This window comes from Pseudomonas putida (genome assembly GCF_028682475.1).
Taxonomy (GTDB): domain Bacteria; phylum Pseudomonadota; class Gammaproteobacteria; order Pseudomonadales; family Pseudomonadaceae; genus Aquipseudomonas; species Aquipseudomonas putida_AG.
In genome coordinates this window covers 86,778-106,839 of record NZ_JANHLE010000018.1, presented here as the reverse complement: position 1 = coordinate 106,839, position 20,062 = coordinate 86,778, and the positions used below count along the sequence as shown (strand labels likewise).

At 60.7% G+C, this 20,062-nt stretch carries 20 protein-coding genes and 1 other RNA gene; 8 read left to right on the top strand and 13 right to left on the bottom strand.

The window, feature by feature from the left end; translation table 11 throughout:
• Positions 1 to 16 precede the first annotated feature (16 nt).
• Positions 17 to 376, bottom strand: an RNA gene (gene rnpB / locus NPS47_RS16430) — RNase P RNA component class A.
• 67 nt (positions 377 to 443) lie between these two features.
• The gene (gene rsmI, locus NPS47_RS16425) at positions 444 to 1,319 is read right to left on the bottom strand and encodes a 16S rRNA (cytidine(1402)-2'-O)-methyltransferase (protein WP_274295891.1); all 876 of its coding nucleotides are present in this window, start codon (positions 1,317 to 1,319) and stop codon (positions 444 to 446) included.
• A 186-nt stretch (positions 1,320 to 1,505) separates the two neighbouring features.
• Here rsmI and NPS47_RS16420 point away from each other — a divergent pair, with 186 nt between their 5' ends.
• The 5 genes from NPS47_RS16420 (at position 1,506) to NPS47_RS16400 (ending at position 5,307) form a co-directional block, all read left to right on the top strand.
• A complete protein-coding gene (locus tag NPS47_RS16420; protein WP_274295890.1) occupies positions 1,506 to 3,326 on the top strand; it encodes a penicillin-binding protein activator in 1,821 nt (606 codons plus the stop codon).
• The gene (locus tag NPS47_RS16415; RefSeq protein ID WP_038607209.1) at positions 3,326 to 3,697 is read left to right on the top strand and encodes a YraN family protein; all 372 of its coding nucleotides are present in this window, start codon (positions 3,326 to 3,328) and stop codon (positions 3,695 to 3,697) included. The genes NPS47_RS16420 and NPS47_RS16415 overlap by 1 nt, the downstream gene beginning before the upstream one ends.
• Before the next feature lie 134 nt (positions 3,698 to 3,831).
• Positions 3,832 to 4,425 carry a phosphoheptose isomerase gene (locus NPS47_RS16410; protein WP_026001179.1) on the top strand — a complete coding sequence of 198 codons (594 nt, stop codon included), beginning with the start codon at positions 3,832 to 3,834 and terminating at the stop codon, positions 4,423 to 4,425.
• Entirely contained in the window at positions 4,422 to 5,000 is a 579-nt protein-coding gene (locus NPS47_RS16405; protein ID WP_157191228.1) for a BON domain-containing protein, read from the top strand. Before NPS47_RS16410 ends, NPS47_RS16405 begins: the two co-directional genes overlap by 4 nt.
• 88 nt (positions 5,001 to 5,088) lie before the next feature.
• Complete coding sequence (locus NPS47_RS16400) at positions 5,089 to 5,307, top strand: YgdI/YgdR family lipoprotein (protein ID WP_274295889.1); 219 nt, start codon at positions 5,089 to 5,091, stop codon at positions 5,305 to 5,307.
• 49 nt (positions 5,308 to 5,356) lie between these two features.
• Here NPS47_RS16400 and NPS47_RS16395 read toward each other — a convergent pair whose 3' ends face one another.
• The 7 genes from NPS47_RS16395 to rplM form a co-directional block, all read right to left on the bottom strand.
• Positions 5,357 to 5,788 (bottom strand): ClpXP protease specificity-enhancing factor, encoded by a 432-nt coding sequence (locus NPS47_RS16395; RefSeq protein WP_274295888.1) that lies wholly within the window; start codon positions 5,786 to 5,788, stop codon positions 5,357 to 5,359.
• Between the two features lie 17 nt (positions 5,789 to 5,805).
• Entirely contained in the window at positions 5,806 to 6,423 is a 618-nt protein-coding gene (locus tag NPS47_RS16390) for a glutathione S-transferase N-terminal domain-containing protein (protein WP_038607195.1), read from the bottom strand.
• Between the two features lie 117 nt (positions 6,424 to 6,540).
• Positions 6,541 to 7,320 (bottom strand): cytochrome c1, encoded by a 780-nt coding sequence (locus tag NPS47_RS16385; RefSeq protein ID WP_274295887.1) that lies wholly within the window; start codon positions 7,318 to 7,320, stop codon positions 6,541 to 6,543.
• The gene (locus NPS47_RS16380) at positions 7,320 to 8,531 is read right to left on the bottom strand and encodes a cytochrome b (RefSeq protein WP_274295886.1); all 1,212 of its coding nucleotides are present in this window, start codon (positions 8,529 to 8,531) and stop codon (positions 7,320 to 7,322) included. Before NPS47_RS16380 ends, NPS47_RS16385 begins: the two co-directional genes overlap by 1 nt.
• A complete protein-coding gene (gene petA / locus NPS47_RS16375) occupies positions 8,531 to 9,124 on the bottom strand; it encodes a ubiquinol-cytochrome c reductase iron-sulfur subunit (protein ID WP_107025092.1) in 594 nt (197 codons plus the stop codon). Before petA ends, NPS47_RS16380 begins: the two co-directional genes overlap by 1 nt.
• A 262-nt stretch (positions 9,125 to 9,386) precedes the next feature.
• Entirely contained in the window at positions 9,387 to 9,779 is a 393-nt protein-coding gene (gene rpsI / locus NPS47_RS16370) for a 30S ribosomal protein S9 (protein ID WP_038607185.1), read from the bottom strand.
• A gap of 14 nt (positions 9,780 to 9,793) precedes the next feature.
• Positions 9,794 to 10,222 carry a 50S ribosomal protein L13 gene (gene rplM / locus NPS47_RS16365; protein ID WP_038607182.1) on the bottom strand — a complete coding sequence of 143 codons (429 nt, stop codon included), beginning with the start codon at positions 10,220 to 10,222 and terminating at the stop codon, positions 9,794 to 9,796.
• Positions 10,223 to 10,472: 250 nt separating this feature from the next.
• Here rplM and NPS47_RS16360 point away from each other — a divergent pair, with 250 nt between their 5' ends.
• Both NPS47_RS16360 and NPS47_RS16355 read left to right on the top strand, forming a co-directional pair.
• Entirely contained in the window at positions 10,473 to 11,513 is a 1,041-nt protein-coding gene (locus NPS47_RS16360; RefSeq protein ID WP_274295885.1) for an NADP(H)-dependent aldo-keto reductase, read from the top strand.
• Positions 11,514 to 11,792: 279 nt separating this feature from the next.
• Positions 11,793 to 12,689, top strand: a complete 897-nt coding sequence (locus tag NPS47_RS16355) for a GlxA family transcriptional regulator (RefSeq protein ID WP_167335136.1) — start codon at positions 11,793 to 11,795, stop codon at positions 12,687 to 12,689.
• Positions 12,690 to 12,782: 93 nt separating this feature from the next.
• On the opposite strand, the gene zapE is transcribed toward NPS47_RS16355, so the two are convergent.
• From zapE to NPS47_RS16340, 3 genes are all read right to left on the bottom strand, one after another.
• A complete protein-coding gene (zapE, locus tag NPS47_RS16350; protein WP_274295884.1) occupies positions 12,783 to 13,877 on the bottom strand; it encodes a cell division protein ZapE in 1,095 nt (364 codons plus the stop codon).
• Between the two features lie 82 nt (positions 13,878 to 13,959).
• Positions 13,960 to 15,309 (bottom strand): tryptophan--tRNA ligase, encoded by a 1,350-nt coding sequence (locus NPS47_RS16345; RefSeq protein ID WP_274295883.1) that lies wholly within the window; start codon positions 15,307 to 15,309, stop codon positions 13,960 to 13,962.
• A 24-nt stretch (positions 15,310 to 15,333) separates the two neighbouring features.
• A complete protein-coding gene (locus NPS47_RS16340) occupies positions 15,334 to 15,969 on the bottom strand; it encodes an alpha/beta hydrolase (protein WP_274295882.1) in 636 nt (211 codons plus the stop codon).
• Between the two features lie 138 nt (positions 15,970 to 16,107).
• Between NPS47_RS16340 and NPS47_RS16335 the strand changes: the two genes are divergently transcribed.
• Positions 16,108 to 16,545: a YhcB family protein gene (locus NPS47_RS16335; RefSeq protein WP_038607167.1), complete on the top strand. Its 438-nt coding sequence runs from the start codon at positions 16,108 to 16,110 to the stop codon at positions 16,543 to 16,545.
• A gap of 816 nt (positions 16,546 to 17,361) precedes the next feature.
• On the opposite strand, the gene mdeB is transcribed toward NPS47_RS16335, so the two are convergent.
• A complete protein-coding gene (gene mdeB, locus NPS47_RS16330; RefSeq protein WP_274295881.1) occupies positions 17,362 to 20,061 on the bottom strand; it encodes an alpha-ketoglutarate dehydrogenase in 2,700 nt (899 codons plus the stop codon).
• Position 20,062: the final 1 nt, after the last annotated feature.

Genomic DNA, 20,062 nt, shown 5'->3' with positions numbered 1-20,062 from the left:
AGCAGGAGGGGAAGAGGTGGAGAGTCGATCTGTAAGCCGGGTTTTGTCGAGGACAGTCATTCCTCTACGACGGCCATCACTGGACGCCTCTAGCAACCTACCCGGTTCCAACGCGGGCCGCGCCATATGGAACCCTATTTGGTCTTGCTCCGAGTGGGGTTTACCTAGCCACGAACTGTTGCCAGTCGTGCGGTGCGCTCTTACCGCACCTTTTCACCCTTACCGGCACCGAAGTGCTTAGGCGGTTGTTTTCTGTGGCACTTTCCGTAGGCTCGCGCCTCCCAGGCGTTACCTGGCACTCTGCCCTATGGAGCCCGGACTTTCCTCCCCCCTCTTTTGCGGAACAAAAGAAGGCAGCGACTGTCCGATCGACTCTCCGCCGCAAAGGTTAACGGCAGAGACGCTCAAGAACAAGCGATAAAACAAACCGTAGCACAAAGCCACTAGTTGTCTTTCTGTTTTTCCAGAGCCGCCTGATACAACAAATTCTTGCGCACGCCGGTAATTTCCGCCGCCAGCGCCGCAGCGCGCTTGAGCGGCATCTCTGCCAGCAGCAGGTCGAGCACGCGCATGGCTTCGCTGCTGACCGCCTGCTCATCTTCCGGCGCAGTCCAGCCGGCCACCAATACCACGCATTCGCCACGCTGCTGATTGCTGTCAGCCTCGACAAACGCACGCAACTCAGCCAACGGCAGGCCTTTGAGGGTTTCGAAGGTTTTGGTCAGCTCGCGCGCCAGCAAAGCGGGACGCTCGGGACCAAACACGGCCTCCATATCTTGCAGGCACTCGAGAATCCGGTGCGGCGCCTCATAGAAGATCAGGGTACGCGGCTCTTCCTTGACCTGGCTCAGACGCGCTTTGCGACCGACCGCCTTGGCCGGCAGAAAACCCTCAAAGATGAAGCGATCAGACGGTAGCCCGGCAGCCGACAGCGCGGCGATCAAGGCACAAGCACCAGGCACCGGCACCACTGCAACCCCAGCGGCACGCGCCTGACGTACCAGGTGGTAGCCGGGGTCCGAGATCAATGGCGTACCGGCATCGGAGATCAGCGCGACGTTATCGCCAGCCAGCAGACGCGTGAGAAAGCGACTGCCCTCTTCCCGCTCATTGTGCTCGTGACAAGCCGCCAAGGGGGTATTGATGCCGAAGTGTTGCAACAATCGAATGGAATGACGCGTGTCTTCCGCGGCGATCAGGGCCACATCGCTGAGTACCTTCAGCGCCCGCGCACTCATGTCATCCAGGTTGCCGATGGGCGTGGCCACCACGTAAAGCGTGCCAGCAGTGGAATGGGAAGCCCCTGGAACATCAGTCACAGCACACACCTGTCGTGTTGAACAAAGCGCCATTGTAGCCCGACTGACGGCAACAATGCGTAACCTGCACAGCCTGCACGCTGCGTTCCAGCACCTATATTGAAGGATTAACGCCAGCAACATCGCGCCCTGGCCAGTGCTTGGGTACAATTGCCAGTTAATTTGATCGAGTAACAGGACCTTTACATGATCGCTTGCCTGCGGCTGTTCACAGCCCTTTGCCTCGCCGCCCTGCTGGCAGCCTGCGCCAGCTCGCCTTCGTCGAGCCTCGGCGAACTGCCGCGCACCCCGGACGCCAGCATCGAGCAACTGCTTGAACAGGCCACCACCAGCAAGACAGCCGAAGACGCCGCCCTGCTGCGCTTGAGCGCTGCCGACCTGGCTCACAAGCAAAAGGATAATGTGCGCGCCGCGCGAATCCTCGAGCAGGTGCCGATGGATCAACTCAAACCGGCCCAACAGATCTTCGCCAGCACGCTGAGCGCCGAGCTGGCCATGAGCCGCAACCAGCCCAAAGCCGCACTGACCGCCCTGAGCCACCCGAGCCTGGCGCGCCTGGGTGAACTGCCGGACGAACAACAACGGCGCACCCGCAGCGTGCAGGCCAGCGTACTGGAAGCCAATGGCCAGACCCTGGCCGCCGCGCAAGCGCGTGTCGACCTGGCTCCCCTGCTCAGCGGCAACGCCGCCAGCGACAACCAGAACGCCATCTGGAACCTGGTTGCAGCCCTGCCCAGCGATCAACTGCAAAGCGCCAGCACCGGCAGCGACCCGCTCGCCGGCTGGGCCAGCCTGGCCCTGGCCGTCAAAAGCGCCGGCACCCTGGAACAGCAACAGGTAGCCATCGAGACCTGGCGCAGCCAGCACCCCGAGCACCCGGCTGCCCTGCAATTGCCACTGGCGCTGGTCAAGCTCAAGGAAATGGCCAGCCAGCCGCTGACCAAGATTGCCCTGCTGCTGCCACAGGAAGGTCAACTGGCCGGTGTTGCCCGCGCTCTGCGCGACGGCTTCATGGCTGCACACTTCCAGGCCCAGCAAGCCGGACAGAAGCCACCGGCAGTCGAAGTGTTCGACAGCTCGCGCATCACCTCGCTGGATGACTTCTACCGTCAGGCGCAGGCCGCTGGCGTGCAACTGGTCGTTGGCCCGCTGGAAAAGCCGCTGGTCAAACAACTGGCCGCGCGCCCGCAATTGCCAATCACCACCCTGGCCCTGAACTACAGCGATGCCGGCCAGACCGGCCCGGCTCAGTTGTTCCAGTTCGGCCTGGCCGCCGAAGACGAAGCCCGCGAAGTCTCGCGCCGCGCCCACGCCGATGGCATGGTTCGCGCCGTGGCCCTGGTTCCTCGCGGCGAATGGGGCGACCGCGTGCTCAAGGCCTTCCGCCAGGACTGGGAAGCCAAGGGCGGCACTCTGCTTGCCGCCGAGCACGTTGACCAGCCGGTAGCACTGGCCCAGCAGATCGCCGATCTGTTCCAGCTGCGCCAGAGTGAAGGCCGCGCCAAGAGCCTGCAGAATACCGTTGGCGGCAACGTCTCGGCGCAGCCGTCGCGTCGTCAGGACATCGACTTCATCTTCCTCGCCGCCACCCCGCAGCAAGGCCAGCAGATCAAACCGACCCTGAACTTCCAGTACGCCGGTGACGTCCCGGTCTATGCCACTTCGCACCTGTACAGCGCCAGCGGTGACGTCAACCAGTACAACGACATGAACGGCATCCGCTTCTGCGAAACACCGTGGTTGCTCGACACCAACAACGCCCTGCGCCAGCAAGTCGTCAGCCAGTGGCCACAAGCCAACGGCAGCCTCGGCCGCCTGTACGCCATGGGTATCGACGCCTACAGCCTGGCGCCACGCCTGGGCCAGCTCAAGGCTCTGCCGGATAGCCGTATCGAAGGCTTCTCCGGCAGCCTGAGCATGAACCCGAACCAGCGCATCGAGCGTCAGCTGCCATGGGCCGAGTTCTCTGGCGGCCAGATCGTACGCCTGCCCGACACCCCACGCTGATGCCCGACAGTTCACGCCAACACGCAGGCCAGGCCGCCGAGCGGCATGCCCTTGAGTACCTTCAAGGGCAAGGCCTGCGCCTGTTGGCGCAGAACTGGCGATGCAAAGGTGGCGAGCTTGATCTGGTCATGCTCGACAGCGATACAGTAGTATTCGTCGAAGTTCGCTATCGCTTGCATGCGGACTTTGGCGGCGCGCTCGGCAGTATCGACGGGCGCAAGCAGGACAAACTGGTGCTAGCCGCCGAGTCTTTTCTGCACAAGGAAACACGCTGGGCCAACCATCCCTGCCGTTTCGATGTGATCGCCGTGCAAGGCAGAGGCCACTCGGGCCAAGCGCTGCAATGGCTGAAAAACGCCTTTGGATGCTGAGCCCGCCCTGACCCTGCACGTTTACCCTTACAACTTTTTCGCTCTTTGCTTCGCGGGCTGCACAGTCATGTGCCGGGACCTTTTCTGTACACTCCCGACACGCCCGGCCAGCCGCCCTACTTAAGGTCTCACTGATGGACATGCAATCCCGAATTCGCCAGCTATTCCAGGCCAGCATCAACACCAAGCAACAGGCGATGGAAGTCCTTGCACCGCACATCGAGCAAGCCAGTCAGGTCATGGTCAACGCGCTGCTCAACGAGGGCAAGATGCTCGCCTGCGGCAACGGTGGCTCGGCCGGCGATGCCCAGCACTTCTCCTCCGAACTGCTCAACCGCTTCGAGCGTGAGCGCCCGAGCCTGCCAGCCATCGCCCTGACCACCGACAGCTCGACCATTACCTCGATTGCCAACGACTACAGCTACAACGAAATCTTCTCCAAGCAGATCCGCGCCCTGGGTCAACCCGGGGACGTTCTGCTGGCAATTTCGACCAGCGGTAACTCGGCAAACATAATTCAGGCGATCCAGGCCGCACATGATCGCGAAATGATTGTCGTAGCTCTGACCGGACGCGATGGCGGCGGCATGGCCTCGCTGCTGCTGCCCGAAGACGTCGAGATTCGCGTTCCGGCCAACGTCACCGCACGTATCCAGGAAGTCCACCTGCTGGCGATCCACTGCCTCTGCGACCTGATCGACAGCCAATTGTTCGGGAGTGAAGAATGACCCCTAAACGCATCGGCCTGATGGCCCTGACCCTGTGCCTGAGCCTTAGCGGCTGCAGCTCGGTTCTCACCGCCACCCGCGACAAGCCGATCGAAGACGACCGCGGCACCCGCACCTTCGGCAGCAAGATCGATGACTCGCTGATCGAGACCAAGGTAGCGGTCAACGTAGCCAAGGCCAGCCCTGATCTGGACAAGAATTCGCACATCGTTGTCAGCAGCTTCAACGGCATCGTCCTGCTCGCCGGGCAAACCCCGCGCGCCGACCTCAAGAGCATGGCCGAACAGGCTGCTGGACAGGTGCAGCGGGTGAAAAAGGTGCATAACGAGCTGCAGGTACTGCCGCCCTCCTCGATCCTGGCGCGCAACAACGACGCCTGGCTGACCACCAAGATCAAGGCGCAGATGCTCACCGACAGCAACATTCCCGGTTCACGCATCAAGGTGATCACCGAGAACGGTATCGTCTACATGCTCGGCCTGCTGACCCAACAGGAAGCCACCCGCGCCACCAATCTGGTGCAGGGCGTGTCGGGCGTACAGAAGATCGTCAAGCTGTTCGAATATATCGACTGATTTACAATCCATCGCGGGGCAAGCCCGCTCCCACAGAGAAATACAGTGGGAGCGGGCTTGCCCCGCGATAATTCCCAAGGAAATCCCCATGAAAAACGGCCTGCTGTCGACTCTTCTGATCGGCGCCTTCGCCACCCTGGCTGGCTGCTCCAGCCCTAGCCTGATCACCCTCAACGACGGCCGCGAATTCCAGGCAATCGACGCCCCTCGCTACGAGCGCAGCTCCGGCTTCTACGAATTCGAACAGCTGGATGGCAAAGTGACCCGCGTCAACAAGGACCAGGTCCGCACCATCACCGAGCTGTAACGCGAATCACGCTTACAAAAAAGGCGATCCACCAGGATCGCCTTTTTTGTTACTTAACGACCTTCAGGCTCGGACGCCCGCTTGGCCGCGGCGGCTGCCCGCCGGCTGGCGGACCGTCATCATCCGGCTCGACGCCCTCGTCGTCTTCATACTCATCGTCGTCGAGCAGCGGCGGCTCGAGTTCGAAGACCATGCCCTGACCATTTTCCCGGGCATAAATACCGAGAATCGCACCAGCAGGCACGAACAGGGTATGGGCAACCCCACCAAAGCGCCCCTCGAAGCTCACAGCGTCGTTATCCATGTGCAGATGACGTACGGCATTGGGTGAGATGTTCAAGACGATCTGGCCATCGCTGGCGAAGCCCTGGGGCACCTGCACCTTCGGGTACTCGGCGTTGACCAGCATATGCGGGGTGCAGTCGTTATCCACGATCCACTCATAGAGTGCACGTACCAGATAGGGGCGACTGGAGTTCATCGACAGCTCCTTAAAACCTAGCGCATTTCACGTTCAGCAGCGGACAGGCTTGCCTGGAAAGCTTCGCGGGCAAACTGTCGCTCCATGTAATCGAGCAACGGCTTGGCCGGCCGCGGCAGTTCAATACCCAACACCGGCAAGCGCCAGAGTATGGGCAGTAGACAACAATCAACCAGACTTTGCTCCTCACTGAGGAAACACGGCTTGTCGGCAAACAACGGCGACACGCCGGTCAGGCTTTCACGCAATTCCTTACGGGCCTGGACGCGGGCGGCTTCCTTGCTGCGCGGATCAAGAATCAGATCAACCAGGGCACACCAGTCACGCTGGATACGGTGAATCAACAGCCGGCTGTTGGCCCGCGCCACCGGATAAACCGGCAGCAATGGCGGGTGCGGGTAGCGTTCGTCGAGGTATTCCATCACCACCGTCGACTCGTACAGCGCCAGGTCACGATCGACCAGGGTCGGTACGCCGCCATAAGGGTTCACTTCGACCAGCTTGGGCGGCAGGCGTCCGGGATCGACATTGATGATCTCGACACTGACACCCTTCTCGGCGAGAACGATGCGCACCCGATGAGAATAATGGTCAGCGGGGTCGGAGTAGCAGGCTAACCGGTTGGTCACGCCCATAGTGGTCCTCCTCGCAGATGAAATTATAGAAGCTGCAAATGCAAACGCGCCCTGCGGGAACCTCCGTTATCCAGAGGCCCCCCAGGGCGCGCTCAACTACCAGAAACTACTGCGTGATCAGTGCACGTCCTTCCAGTATTCGCGCTTGAGCAGATAGGCGAATATGAAGAAGAAGGCCAGGTACAGCAGCACGTAGGTGCCGATGCGCTGGCTTTCCAGTTTGACCGGGTTAGCCGAGTAAGCCAGGAAGGTCACCAGGTTCTTGACCTTCTCGTCGAACTGCTCTGCGGTCAGGGTACCGGATTTCGGCTCCACGGTCAGCTGGTCACATGCTTCATGGGTCAACGGCGAGCCGGTCAGCGGGTCGAATTGCTTCTTGCCGTCGACGACAGTCTGCACCTGCTTGCAACCGATGACCTGGTTGCCTTGCAGGCCAACCAGCACGTTAGGCATGCCGACGTTCGGGAAAACCTTGTTGTTCACCCCGTACGGACGCGACTTGTCTTCGTAGAAGCTGCGCAGATAGCTGTACAGCCAGTCGGTGCCACGCACCCGGGCAACCAGGGTCAGGTCAGGCGGCGCAGCACCGAACCAGGTCTTGGCATCTTCAGGCTTCATGCCGATCTTCATGTGGTCGCCGATCTTGGCGCCAGTGAACACCAGCTTCTCGAGCATCAGCTCGTGAGGAATGCCCAGGTCGTCAGCCACCCGCTCATAACGCTGGAACTTGGCGCTGTGGCAACCCATGCAATAGTTGGCAAAGGTACGCGCGCCGTCCTGCATGGCGGCCTTGTCGGTCAGATCGATATCAACCTTGTCCAGTACCAGGCCAGTTTCGGCCGCAAAGGTCAACGAGGGCATCACTGCCAGAATCAATACTGCAAATAGCTTTTTCATCAGCCAGTCACCCTTTCCGGAACCGGTTTGGTCTTCTCGAGCCGGGTGTAGAACGGCATCAGAAGGAAGTAGGCGAAATACAGGAAGGTGCATACCTGCGACAGCAGCGTGCGGCCCGGGGTCGGTGCCAGTACGCCGAGCACACCGAGGATCACGAACGAGATGCAGAACACCAGCAGCCAGATCTTGCTCATCCAGCCCTTGTAGCGCATGGATTTGACCGGACTGCGGTCGAGCCAAGGCAGGACGAACAGCACGGCAATCGCAGCACCCATGGCGATAACGCCGAGGAGCTTGTCCGGAACCGCCCGCAAGATCGCGTAGAACGGCGTGAAGTACCAGACCGGGGCAATGTGCTCAGGGGTCTTGAAGGCGTTAGCCTGCTCGAAGTTCGGTTTTTCCAGGAAGTAACCACCCATTTCCGGGAAGAAGAACACCACGGCACAGAACACGAAGAGGAACACGACGACGCCGACGATATCCTTCACGGTGTAGTAAGGGTGGAAGGCGATACCATCGAGCGGCACACCGTTCTCGTCCTTGTGCTTCTTGATATCGACGCCATCCGGGTTGTTCGAACCGACTTCGTGCAGCGCCAGGATGTGCAGCACCACCAGACCGAGGATGACGATCGGCAGGGCCACCACGTGCAGGGCGAAGAAGCGGTTCAGGGTGATGCCGGAGATCAGGTAGTCACCACGGATCCACTGGGTCAGGTCATCGCCGATCACCGGAATCGCACCGAACAGCGAGATGATCACCTGGGCCCCCCAGTAGGACATCTGGCCCCAAGGCAGCAGGTAACCCATGAAGGCTTCGGCCATCAGCGCCAGGTAGATCAGCATGCCGAACACCCAGACCAGTTCGCGCGGCTTCTGGTACGAGCCGTACAGCAGACCGCGGAACATGTGCAGGTAGACGACAATGAAGAACGCCGACGCACCGGTGGAGTGCAGGTAGCGCAGGATCCAGCCGTACTCGACGTCACGCATGATGTACTCGACCGAGGCAAATGCCTCTTCGGCCGACGGCGTGAAGCTCATGGTCAGCCAGACACCAGTGACGATCTGGTTGACCAGCACCAGCAGTGCCAGGGAGCCGAAAAAGTAGAAGAAGTTGAAGTTCTTCGGTGCGTAATACTTGCTGAGATGGTCTTCCCACATCTTGGTCGCGGGGAAGCGGGCGTCAACCCAATCCATGAACTTACTCATCACGCGTTCTCCTGATCGACGCCGACGACAATGATGTCGTCCGACTCATAAGAGTGCGGCGGCACTGGCAGATTGAGCGGCGCCGGCTGGGACTTGTAGACGCGGCCAGCGAGATCGTAGTGGGAACCGTGGCACGGGCAGAAATAACCGCCGACCCACTTCGGCCCCAGGTCGACCGGGGCGACTTCAGGACGGAATGTTGGCGAGCAGCCCAGGTGGGTGCACAGACCGACCAGCACCAGGATTTCCGGCTTGATCGCACGGTTTTCCGGGTTGACGTAGGTGGGTTGAACCGATGCCTTGGATTCAGGGTCGGAGAGGTCGCCGGCGATCTTCTTGAGGTTGCCAAGAATCTCTTCGGTGCGGCGGACGATGAAGACCGGCTGGCCACGCCATTCAGCAATCATCTGCTGACCTGGCTCTACCTTGGCGATATTGACCTTCACCGGTGCACCTGCGGCTTTCGCCTTGGCACTGGGGAACCATGACCCCACGAACGGGACCGCAGCCCCCACCGCTCCTGCAGCACCCACCACGGATGTGGCTGCTACCAGGAAGCGACGCCGGCCTGCATTGACGCCGTCATTGCTCATTCAGTCCTCTCCCATCAGCTTTATGGCCTGTTACAACAGGCATCTACTAAGTAATTTCTGAACTGCTAAAAATTTGCCGCATGTTAATGAAAAGACCCTTCTCTGACAAGGTGATTAGCCCGCAAGCAAGGCGCAATCCCTTGTAGCTCTTGACTTGCGTCTATGCGGCAAGTTGTCACAGTAAACAACAGCATAGTTATTCAAGACATAAAAAAAGCCCGGTTCCACCAGGAACCGGGCTTTTTTTGACGCCGAAGCGAAATTAACGCTTGGAGTACTGAGGACGCTTACGTGCTTTACGCAGACCCACTTTCTTACGCTCAACTTCACGAGCGTCGCGGGTAACGAAGCCAGCTTTGCGCAGAGCGCTACGCAGGGTTTCGTCGTAGTCCATCAGTGCACGGGTGATACCGTGACGGATTGCACCGGCCTGGCCGCTGACACCACCACCGATAACGGTGACGTAGATGTCGAACTTCTCGGTGGTTTCGGTCAGTTCCAGCGGCTGGCGTACTACCATGCGCGCGGTTTCACGACCGAAGAACACGTCCAGAGAACGGTTGTTGATGGAGATGTTACCGGTACCTGGACGCAGGAAAACGCGAGCGGTTGCGGTCTTGCGACGGCCAGTGCCGTAATTTTGAGTCGCCGACATAATGAACTATTCCGTTAAATCTTCAGTTCTTGGGGCTGCTGAGCAGTATGAGGGTGAGTAGCGCCCGCATAGACTTTCAGCTTACGGTACATGTCGCGACCCAGCGGGTTCTTAGGCAGCATGCCTTTAACCGCGGTCTCGATCACGCGCTCTGGGGCCTTGGCGATCAACTTCTCGAAGTTGATTTCCTTGATACCGCCCGGGAAGCCGGAGTGGGAGTAGTACATTTTGTCCGAAGTCTTGGCACCAGTGACACGGATCTGCTCGGCATTGATAACGACGATGTAGTCGCCGGTGTCAACGTGAGGAGTGTATTCTGGTTTGTGCTTGCCACGCAGACGGCTAGCGATTTCGGTAGCCAGACGACCCAGGGTCTGACCAGCGGCGTCAACTACGAACCAGTCGCGCTTTACTGTTTCCGGTTTAGCAGTAAAAGTTTTCATTCTTTATAGCCTCAGGGGCCGCCCAAGCGAAAATAAGACGGCGGATCTTACTGGATAGTGCGCACCTTGACAAGTCAAGGACACAGCCGCACACGGACGCTATCGGGGGCTCGGGTCAGCGCGTCCAATATTCGGCAGGGTTCTTCTGTGAGCGGGGCATCACTCCCACCACACCGAGAGGGGCTGAATTATCCAGATTGCGAAAAAAAATTCAACCTGCTTTTATGCTTCTTTTGCCAGGGAGAAGCCGATGGACTATCGCCAGCTGGGCCGCACCGACCTCAATGTCAGCACGCTATGCCTGGGGACCATGACCTGGGGCGAGCAGAATGACCAGGCCGAGGCGTTCACCCAGATCGAACGCGCCAAGGCTGCCGGGATCAATTTCATCGATACCGCCGAGATGTATCCGGTGCCGCCACGCCCGGAAACCTACGCCGCTACCGAACGCATTATCGGCAACTGGTTCAAGGCCCGCGGTGATCGCGCCGAGTGGATCCTGGCCAGCAAGGTGGCCGGCCCGGGCAACGGCATCAGCCACATCCGCGACGGCCAGCTCAAGCACAACCGCCAGCACATCGTCGCCGCCCTGGACGCCAGCCTCAAGCGCCTGCAAACCGACTGGATCGACCTCTACCAGTTGCACTGGCCGGAACGCAGCACCAACTTCTTCGGCAAGCTGGGTTACCAGCACCTGCCCCAGGATCACTTCACGCCGCTGGAAGAAACCCTGGAAGTACTCGACGCGCAGGTCAAGGCTGGCAAGATCCGCCATATCGGCCTGTCCAACGAAACGCCGTGGGGCACCATGAAGTTCCTGCAACTGGCGGAAAGCCGGGGCTGGAGCCGCGCCGTGTCGATCCAGAACCCTTACAACCTGCTCAACCGCAGCTTCGAAGTCGGCCTGGCGGAAATTGCCATCCGTGAGCAATGCGGCTTGCTGGCCTACTCGCCACTGGCCTTCGGCATGCTCTCGGGCAAGTACGAGAACGGTGCGCGCCCGGCCAAGGGCCGCCTGAGCCTGTTTAGCCGTTTCTCGCGCTATTCCAATCCGCAGACCGTCGCCGCCTGCAGCCGCTATGTAAAACTGGCCCGCGAACACGGCCTGGACCCGGCGCAGATGGCCCTGGCGTTTGTCACCCGCCAGCCATTCGTGACCAGCAACATCATCGGCGCAACCACGCTGGAGCAGCTCGACAGCAACCTCGCCAGCCTCGATCTCAAGCTCTCTGACGAGCTGCTGGCTGCTATCGAAGCCATCCACCAGGACCAGCCCAACCCGGCGCCATAAGCCTTGTGGGAGGGTTTGTGGGAGCGGGCTTGCCCCGCGATTGCGGTGTGTCAGTCATATCGTATCGCGGGGCAAGCCCGCTCCCACTGCCCAGAAAATCCGAGGGTAGACACAACGGCCAAAAAATAAGACGATCCAGCCGGTGATTGACCACTCTACCCTATAAGAATAACGAAAATGATGTTTACCCAACCCACCGCGTCCTTGCGGCGCGTCAGCATCCTGGCCATCGATAACGTGTTCGCTTCGACGGTAATGCAGGCCAAGGATTTCTTCCACCTGGCCAGCCTGCGCTATGGCAAGCAGCTGGGCCTGGGCTTGCAACCGATGTTCGAGACCCGCCTGGTCAGCCCTGACGGGCAGCCTGTGCGCACCTTCAGCGATGTTCTGCTACCCGTGGACAGTGGCCTGGAACAGGCCGATGTGATCATCCTGCCGGCCTTCTGGGACGACTTCGACGCACTCTGCCAGCGCTACCCCCAGGTCCTGCCCTGGCTGCGTGAACAGCACGCGCGCGGTGCCGTACTTTGTGGTGAGGCCAGTGGTGTGTTCTGGCTGGCCGAGTCCGGCTTGCTCGATGGCAAGGAGGCGACTACCTACTGGCGCTTCTTCAACCAGTTCGCCGAACGCTTCCCCAAGGTCAGCCTGAATCAGGACAAGCACCTGACCGACGCCGACAACCTCTACTGCGCGGGCGGCACCACTTCGGCCTGCGACCTGTACATCTATCTGATCGAACGCTTCTGCGGCGCCAACGTCGCCCAGGCGGTTGCCCGCGACATCCTCTACGAGGTGCAGCGCAACTACACCCCTGGGCGCATGGGCTTTGGCGGGCAGAAGCTGCACCAGGACCTGATCATCCTGCAGATCCAGCAATGGCTCGAAGAGCACTTTGCCGACAAGTTCCGCTTCGAAGACGTGGCGCGCAACCACGGCATGAGCATCCGCAATTTCATGCGCCGCTTTCAGACGGCGACCGGGGACAAACCGCTGCACTACTTGCAACGGTTGCGGATCGAGACGGCCAAGGGTCTGTTGTCAGGCACGCGCAAGAGCATCAAGACCATCAGTTATGAGGTCGGTTATGACGATGCGAGTTTCTTTGCGCGGCTGTTCAGGCAGCACACGGAGTTGTCGCCGAACCAGTATCGGCAGCAGTTTATGCAGGAAGCCTGAAGGCCCCATCGCCGGCAATGCCGGCTCCCACAAGGGTATACACCCTGCAATCATTGTGGGAGCTGGCCTTGCCAGCGATGGCAGCGACGCGCTTTAAGGCTTGTGTGCGCGCGCGAGGAATTCGTGGGACTGCATTTCCAGCAAGCGGCTTAGCGTACGCTGGAATTCGAAGGTCAGACGACCACCGGTGTACAGGTCCTTGAGCTCAACCTCGGCCGAGATGATCAGCTTGACGTTGCGGTCATAGAACTCGTCGACCATGTTGATGAAGCGCCGGGCGATGTCATCGGTGGCCACACTCATCTGCTCGACGTCGCTGAGCAGCACGGCATGGAAAATCTTGCCCAGTTCGATGTAATCGTTCTGGCTGCGCGGGCCGTCGCACAATTCGCGGAAGTCGAACCAGGCCACGTCGTCACAGGTGCGCAAGGCACGAATCTCGCGGTTCTCGACGATCAACACGTCGTTCTCCACCGCCTGGGTGCACTCCGGCGTCAGCGCGCGGAAGCTCTTGCGCAGGCTTTCGTGCGCCGCCTCGTCCAGCGGGAAGTGGAACAGCTCGGCTTGTTCCAGATGACGCAAGCGATAGTCGACGCCGCTGTCGACGTTGACGATCTCGGTGTTCTGCTTGATCAGGGCGATGGCCGGCAGGAAACGCGCACGCTGCAGGCCGTCCTTGTACAAGCCGTCCGGGACGATGTTGGAAGTGGCCACCAGGGTTACGCCGTTCTTGAACAGCTCCTCCATCAGGGTGCCAAGAATCATCGCGTCGGTAATATCGGAGACGAAGAATTCGTCGAAGCAGATCACCCGCGCTTCTTCGGAAAAACGCTTGGCGATGAGGGTCAGCGGGTTCTTCTCGCCCTTGAGGGTTTTCATTTCCTCGTGCACGCGCTTCATGAAGCGGTGGAAGTGCGTACGCACCTTCTGCTTGAACGGCAGTGCCTCGAAGAACGTATCGACCAGGTAGGTCTTGCCGCGCCCTACCCCACCCCAGAAGTACAAGCCCTTGACCGGTGCCTGCTCCTTCTTGCCGAACAGCTTGCCGAACACACCCGGCTTGTTGTTCTGCGCCGCGATCAGATCGTCGTACAGGCGCTGCAGATGACGCACCGCAGTTTCCTGCGCCGCATCATGGAAGAATTCGGGACGTTTCAGATCTGCTTGATATCGTTCTAGGGGCGTCATAATTCGTTAGCAAGGTAACAAAAACGGGCCGTCACTGTAGCGACGGCCCTGGATAATGGCAATCAGACTTGCGTCAGACCGTTCAGTCCTGCTGCGGTTGCAAGGCAGCGCGCAGACTCTCGATAGCAGCATCGCGCGCCGCTTCGTCGGCCAGTTGCGGCCCGTCGGCAACGCACTCGCCTTCCAGCCACAGGCTGAAGCCCAGGCCTTCAGTGCGTACGTCCAATTCGCCGCCCTGCTGCAGTTGCTTGCTCACCGCGCCGGCGGTCTTGCCATCGGCGAAGTTGCGCGACAGCAGCAGTTGCTCACCGTCGGCCGCCAGCAGGCGGAAACGGAAGCTGCCGTCGTCTTCACGGAAGCTGACAAAGCGCGCGGCCTTCGCGGCCTTCTTTTTGACCTGGGCAGTGCCCTGCTCGATGCTGCGGAACGAGCGCAGACCAACTGCCTCACGCAGTTGCTCAAGGAATGGCGTGGCCACTTTGCGGGCTTTCTCGGCACCGGCCAGGAGGATGTCTTCCAGGTCGGCCGGGCGGCTGATCAGCTGGTGATAACGCTCGCGTGGCTCGCTCAACTGGCCGTCGAGCAGCTGGAACAGACGCTGCTTGGCTTCACCCCAACCCAGCCCCTGCAGCAGCTCGCTGCGGAACTCGTCGGCCTGTGCCGGGGTGGCGAAGGCCTGGAACAGGGTGAACAGGTGCGAATTGTCCGGGTCCTTGGCTTCGCCCGGGGCGCGCGAGTCGGTGACGATGCGCGAAATCGCATCCTTCATGTCCTTGGCGCTGGTGAACAACGGAATGGTGTTGTCATAGCTCTTGGACATCTTGCGGCCATCCAGGCCCGGCAAGGTGGCCACGCTTTCTTCGATCAGCGCTTCAGGCATGGCAAAGAATTCCTTGCCCTGACCGAACAGGTGGTTGAAACGCTGGCCGATATCACGGGCCATTTCCACGTGCTGGATCTGGTCGCGACCGACCGGCACCTTGTTGGCGTTGAACATCAGGATGTCGGCGGCCATCAGTACCGGGTAGCTGTACAGGCCCATGCTGATGCCGGCATCCGGGTCTTCACCGTTCTCCAGGTTCTTGTCCACCGAGGCCTTGTAGGCGTGCGCACGGTTGAGCAGGCCCTTGGCCGCCACGCAGGTCAGCAGCCAGGTCAACTCGGGGATTTCCGGAATATCGGACTGGCGGTAGAAGGTCACGCGCTCTGGGTCCAGGCCACCGGCCAGCCAGGTCGCGGCGATTTCCAGACGCGAGCGCTGGATGCGCTGCGGGTCATCGCATTTGATCAGGGCGTGGTAGTCGGCGAGGAAGTAGAACGAGTCGACACCTGGCTCACGGCTGGCGAGGATCGCCGGGCGGATGGCACCGGCATAGTTGCCCAGGTGAGGCGTGCCCGTGGTGGTGATACCGGTAAGGATGCGCGTAGTCATGGGTAATCGCTTATCAGGCTTGGATCAATTCGAAAGGCGCGGCAGCACCCGTTCCTTGAGGTCGGTGAGCTTGCCGTGGAAAAAGTGTCCGCATTCTGCCACTTTCAGCAGCTCATGGGGGCGTGCGAGTGTGTCGGACCAGTCGTAGACCAGCTGCGGATCGATCACTTCGTCGGTTTCCGGCTGGATCACGCTCAGTGCGCAGCCTTGTGGCAAGGTGTCGTGATCCTGCAGGCGCATCACCGCGGGTGCAACCATGAACAGGTGCTTCAGTTCGATACCCTTTGCTTCCAGGCGCCCGCCGAGGCTGGCCGCAACGAAGCCGCCGAATGAAAAGCCCATCAGGGTCAGAGGCAACTGTGGATGTTTTTCCAGCAGCCAGGTCGCTGCCGCCTGGGCATCGTCCACTTCGCCGCTGCCCATGTCATGGCTGCCGGCACTGGCGCCGACACCACGGTAGTTGAAACGCAAGGTAATGTAACCGGCATCGCGGGCGGTGCGCTGCAGCATCGACACCACCTTGTTGGTCATGGTCCCGCCCTGCACCGGGTTAGGGTGACACAGCAATACCACGCCACGGGCGTCGGCAACATCAAGGTACAAGGCTTCCAGTTGGCCGACCGGGCCATCGATGAATACGGGGGTTTCGCGGATAAGCAAGGATAAACTCCGTGACCTCGGAAAGGGTCGACTCGTCTAGCTGAATGATTCTGTCTGAGATATTTGCGATCGTTCGCGGTATACAGCGCAGGTCCGAGCCGTTAACGTAAAGCAAAGCCGTTTATAGAGGAAGGACTCGTGGAACTCTCGCTCTTAGTTTGGTTGTTGCCGACCCTGGCCCTCGTCGTGGGTGTCGTCGTTGGTTTCCTGGTCGCCCGCCTGCTGCCCAATGCCGCCCCGAGCAGCACTCAGCGCCAGCTGGATGATATCCAGGAACGTTTCGACAGCTACCAGAACGAGGTGGTTACTCACTTCAACAGTACGGCTGCGCTGGTCAAGAAACTGACCCAAAGTTACCAGGAAGTTCAGGACCACCTGGCCGATGGCGCCAACCGCCTGGCCCTGGACGAACTGACCCGCCAGCGCCTGCTGGCCTCCCTGCACTCGGAAGCCGTACAGGCCCCGCGTGATCGCCTGACACCACCGAAGGATACTGAAGTACCGCGTGACTACGCGCCGAAAGCGCCGAACGCACCGGGCATGCTCGATGAGCATTACGGGCTCAAGCGTAACTGACAAATAGCCCCGCCGATTGGCGGGGCTTTTTTTTGGCTCTTCACGGAATCCCGGGGGAGCTATGATTCTTGGGTTGGGTTGGGTTGCTGAGGCGCGAGCTTATCCATTCCATGTGGCGACGCTGCCGGCCCCTTCCGCCCTTACGGCGGCCTACTTTCCTCTTGGGGAAAGTAGGCAAAGCCGCTGGCTCCTGCATCCGGCCCTACGCTGCGCTCCGGGTCCCTTCGCTACGGCACCTTCTGGGGCCACGCGGCCTACGACTTGCTACGCCAAGTCGTAGGCTCGCGCTCTTCGGCTACGCCGAAGGTGCTACGCACTGGCCCCTACAGGTACCTCCGCTCAGCCTCCTGAAGTCGCAATCTGTGGCGCCTGAACTCCCGCACACGAAGGTCAAGATCAAAAGCGAGAGCGAGAGCGAGAGCGAGAGCGAGAGCGAGAGCGAGTCGATGCTTGCTTTGCAAGCGGGCTTGTCCCGCGTGAAATCAGCTTGGCTGCGCCAGTATCTGATTTCGAAGATGCGTAAGCGCAAGCGCCGCCCGTAACTTTGCGACTTCAGGAGGCACCGGAGCGAGGGGACCCGGAGCGCAGCGTAGGGCCGGATGCAGGAGCAGGCGGCTTTGCCTACTTTCCCCAAGAGGAAAGTAGGCCGCCGTAAAGGCGGAAGGGGCCGGCAGCGGCGCCACATCGAATGGATAAGCTCGCATTCGAAGCCCAGCCCAGCCCAGCCCAGCCCAGCCCAGCCCAGCCCAGCCCAGCCCAGCCCCAAGATCATGCTCCCCGGGATTCCGTAAAGAACCTATTTCCGCCCTGCTATTTTCAGCAATACCAGGGCGCAGTCTCCGCGCCGTGCCCATAGCGCTCAAGCGCCTGATCCAGCACCTGCCGCTCGACACACCCCTGCCTCACCAGGCTGTGCAAACTGGCCAGCACGATACTGAAGCGATCAACTTCGAAAAAGCGCCTCAGCTGCTGCCGTGTATCGCTGCGGCCAAAACCATCAGTCCCCAAGGTCACGTAGGGCGCCTGCACATACTCGGCAATCAGTTGCGGCCAGGCACGCACGTAGTCGCTGGCAGCGATCACCGGCTCACTGCCTTGCAGGCAACGCTGCAGGTGACTCACACCCGCGCCGTCCTGCCCCAGGCGACAGGCGCGATCCACATCCCGCGCCTCGCGCGCCAGCTCGCTAAAACTGGTGACACTGAACACTTCACTCTCAATCTGCCAATCGCGGGCCAGCAGTTCGCTGGCAGCGATGGCTTCACGCAGAATCGCCCCGGAACCCAGCAAGCGCACACGCCCCTGAGCCGCAGCTACGCGCTGTTCGACATAGCGGTACATGCCGCGCAAAACCTCTTCATGCACCTGCGCTGGCAGGGAAGGTTGTGGATAATTTTCGTTCATCACCGCCACGTAATGAAACTCGTCGTGTTGCTCGCTGAGCATGCGCCGCGCCGCATATTCGAGAATCACCGCCAGCTCACCGGCAAAGCAGGGCTCCCAGGCCCGGCAGTTGGGCACCATCGAGGCCATGACCAGACTCGAACCGTCCTGATGTTGCAAGCCTTCTCCCCCCAGGGTCGTACGTCCGGCAGTAGCCCCCAACAGCAGACCACGGGCACGTTGATCGGCGGCAGCCCAGATCAGATCGCCGACGCGCTGGAAACCGAACATCGAGTAGTAGATGTACACCGGCAGCATCGGCTCGCCATGCACCGCGTAAGACGTTGCCGCCGCCACCCAGGAGGAAATCGCCCCGGCTTCGGTGATCCCCTCCTCCAGCAATTGACCGTCACGAGCTTCCTTGTAAGACAGCAGTGACCCGGCATCCTCGGGCTCATAACACTGCCCTTGAGGTGAATAAATACCGATCTGGCGGAACAGACTTGCCATGCCGAAGGTTCGTGCCTCATCAGCGACGATCGGCACCACGCGCGGCCCCAGCTCCGGGGACTTGAGCCAGGCACTGAGCATGCGCACCGCCGCCATCGTGGTGGACATTTCCTTGCCATCGGCCTGCAAGGCAAAACCACCCATGGCCTCCAGCGCCGGCACCGGTACCGGGCGCACGTCACTGCGCCGAGCGGGTAATGGCCCGCCGAGCACGGCGCGGCGCTCACGCAGGTAGCGCATTTCAGCGCTGTCGTCGGCCGGGCGATAGAACTGCAACTGCTCGACCTGACTGTCGCTGAGCGGCAAATGAAAGCGATCGCGAAAAGCCAGCAAGGCCTGGACATCGAGTTTCTTCGCTTGATGCGCAGTCATGCGTGACTCGCCGGCCGCGCTCATCCCGTAGCCTTTCTTGGTTTTCGCCAGGATCACGCTTGGCCGCCCTTTGCAGGCCTTGGCCGAGGCAAAGGCGGCGTACAACTTGCGAAAATCGTGGCCGCCACGCTTGAGCGCGTTGATATCCTCGGAGCTCATGTGCTCGACCAGTTTCTGCAGGGCCGGCTGCTGGTTGAAGAAGTGTTCAAGGTTGTAGGTGCCGTCTTTGGCACCCAGGTTCTGGAACTGGCCATCCGGGGTTGCCGCCAGCTGGCGCAGCAAAACGTGCTCGCTGTCGCGCGCAAACAGCGCGTCCCACTCCGAACCCCAGAGCACCTTGATCACATTCCAGCCAGCGCCGTGGAACAGCGCCTCCAGCTCCTGAATGATCTGACCATTACCGCGTACCGGGCCGTCCAGACGCTGCAGGTTGCAGTTGACCACAAAAGTGAGGTTATCCAGCTGCTCGCGCGCGGCCAGGGTCAGGCCGGCGATGGATTCCGGCTCGTCCATCTCGCCATCGCCGAACACACCCCAGACGTGCCGGGCACTGGTGTCGAGCAACTGGCGGTTGTGCAGGTAGCGCATGAACCGTGCCTGGTAGACCGCATTGAGCGGGCCGATACCCATGGAGCCGGTAGGAAACTGCCAGAAGTCAGGCATCAGCCAGGGATGTGGATAAGAGCACAAACCATGGCCAGCGACTTCCTGACGGTAACTGGCCAGCTGCTCTTCACTCAACCGCCCTTCGAGAAAGGCTCGGGCATAAATGCCCGGCGCCGAATGCGGCTGGAAAAACACCAGGTCGGCGCTGCGTTGTTCAGCGCCGGCCTCGCCCCGAAAGAAGTGCTGGAAGCCCACTTCGAAGATTTCCGCTGCCGAAGCGTAACTGGCGATGTGTCCGCCCAGGTCGCCATAGGCATGGTTGGCCCGCATCACCATGGCCAGGGCGTTCCAGCGCAGCAGGCTGGTGATCCGCTCTTCCAGCTCCAGATCACCCGGATAGGCGCCCTGCTGCTCTACCGACAAGGTATTGCGGTAGGCCGAGAAGGCCTGGACACCTTGCTCCAGGCCCAGCTCACGTGCATGCGCCTGCAGTTGCTCAAGGAGAAACCGCGCACGCTCCGGCCCACAGTGCTGCAAGGTCGAATCCAGCGCGTCGAGCCACTCGGCGGTTTCGCCCGGATCGCTGTCGGCGTGTGGATCATCACCCAATCGGCGCGGCACACCTTCACCGGGCACAAGGCTCATC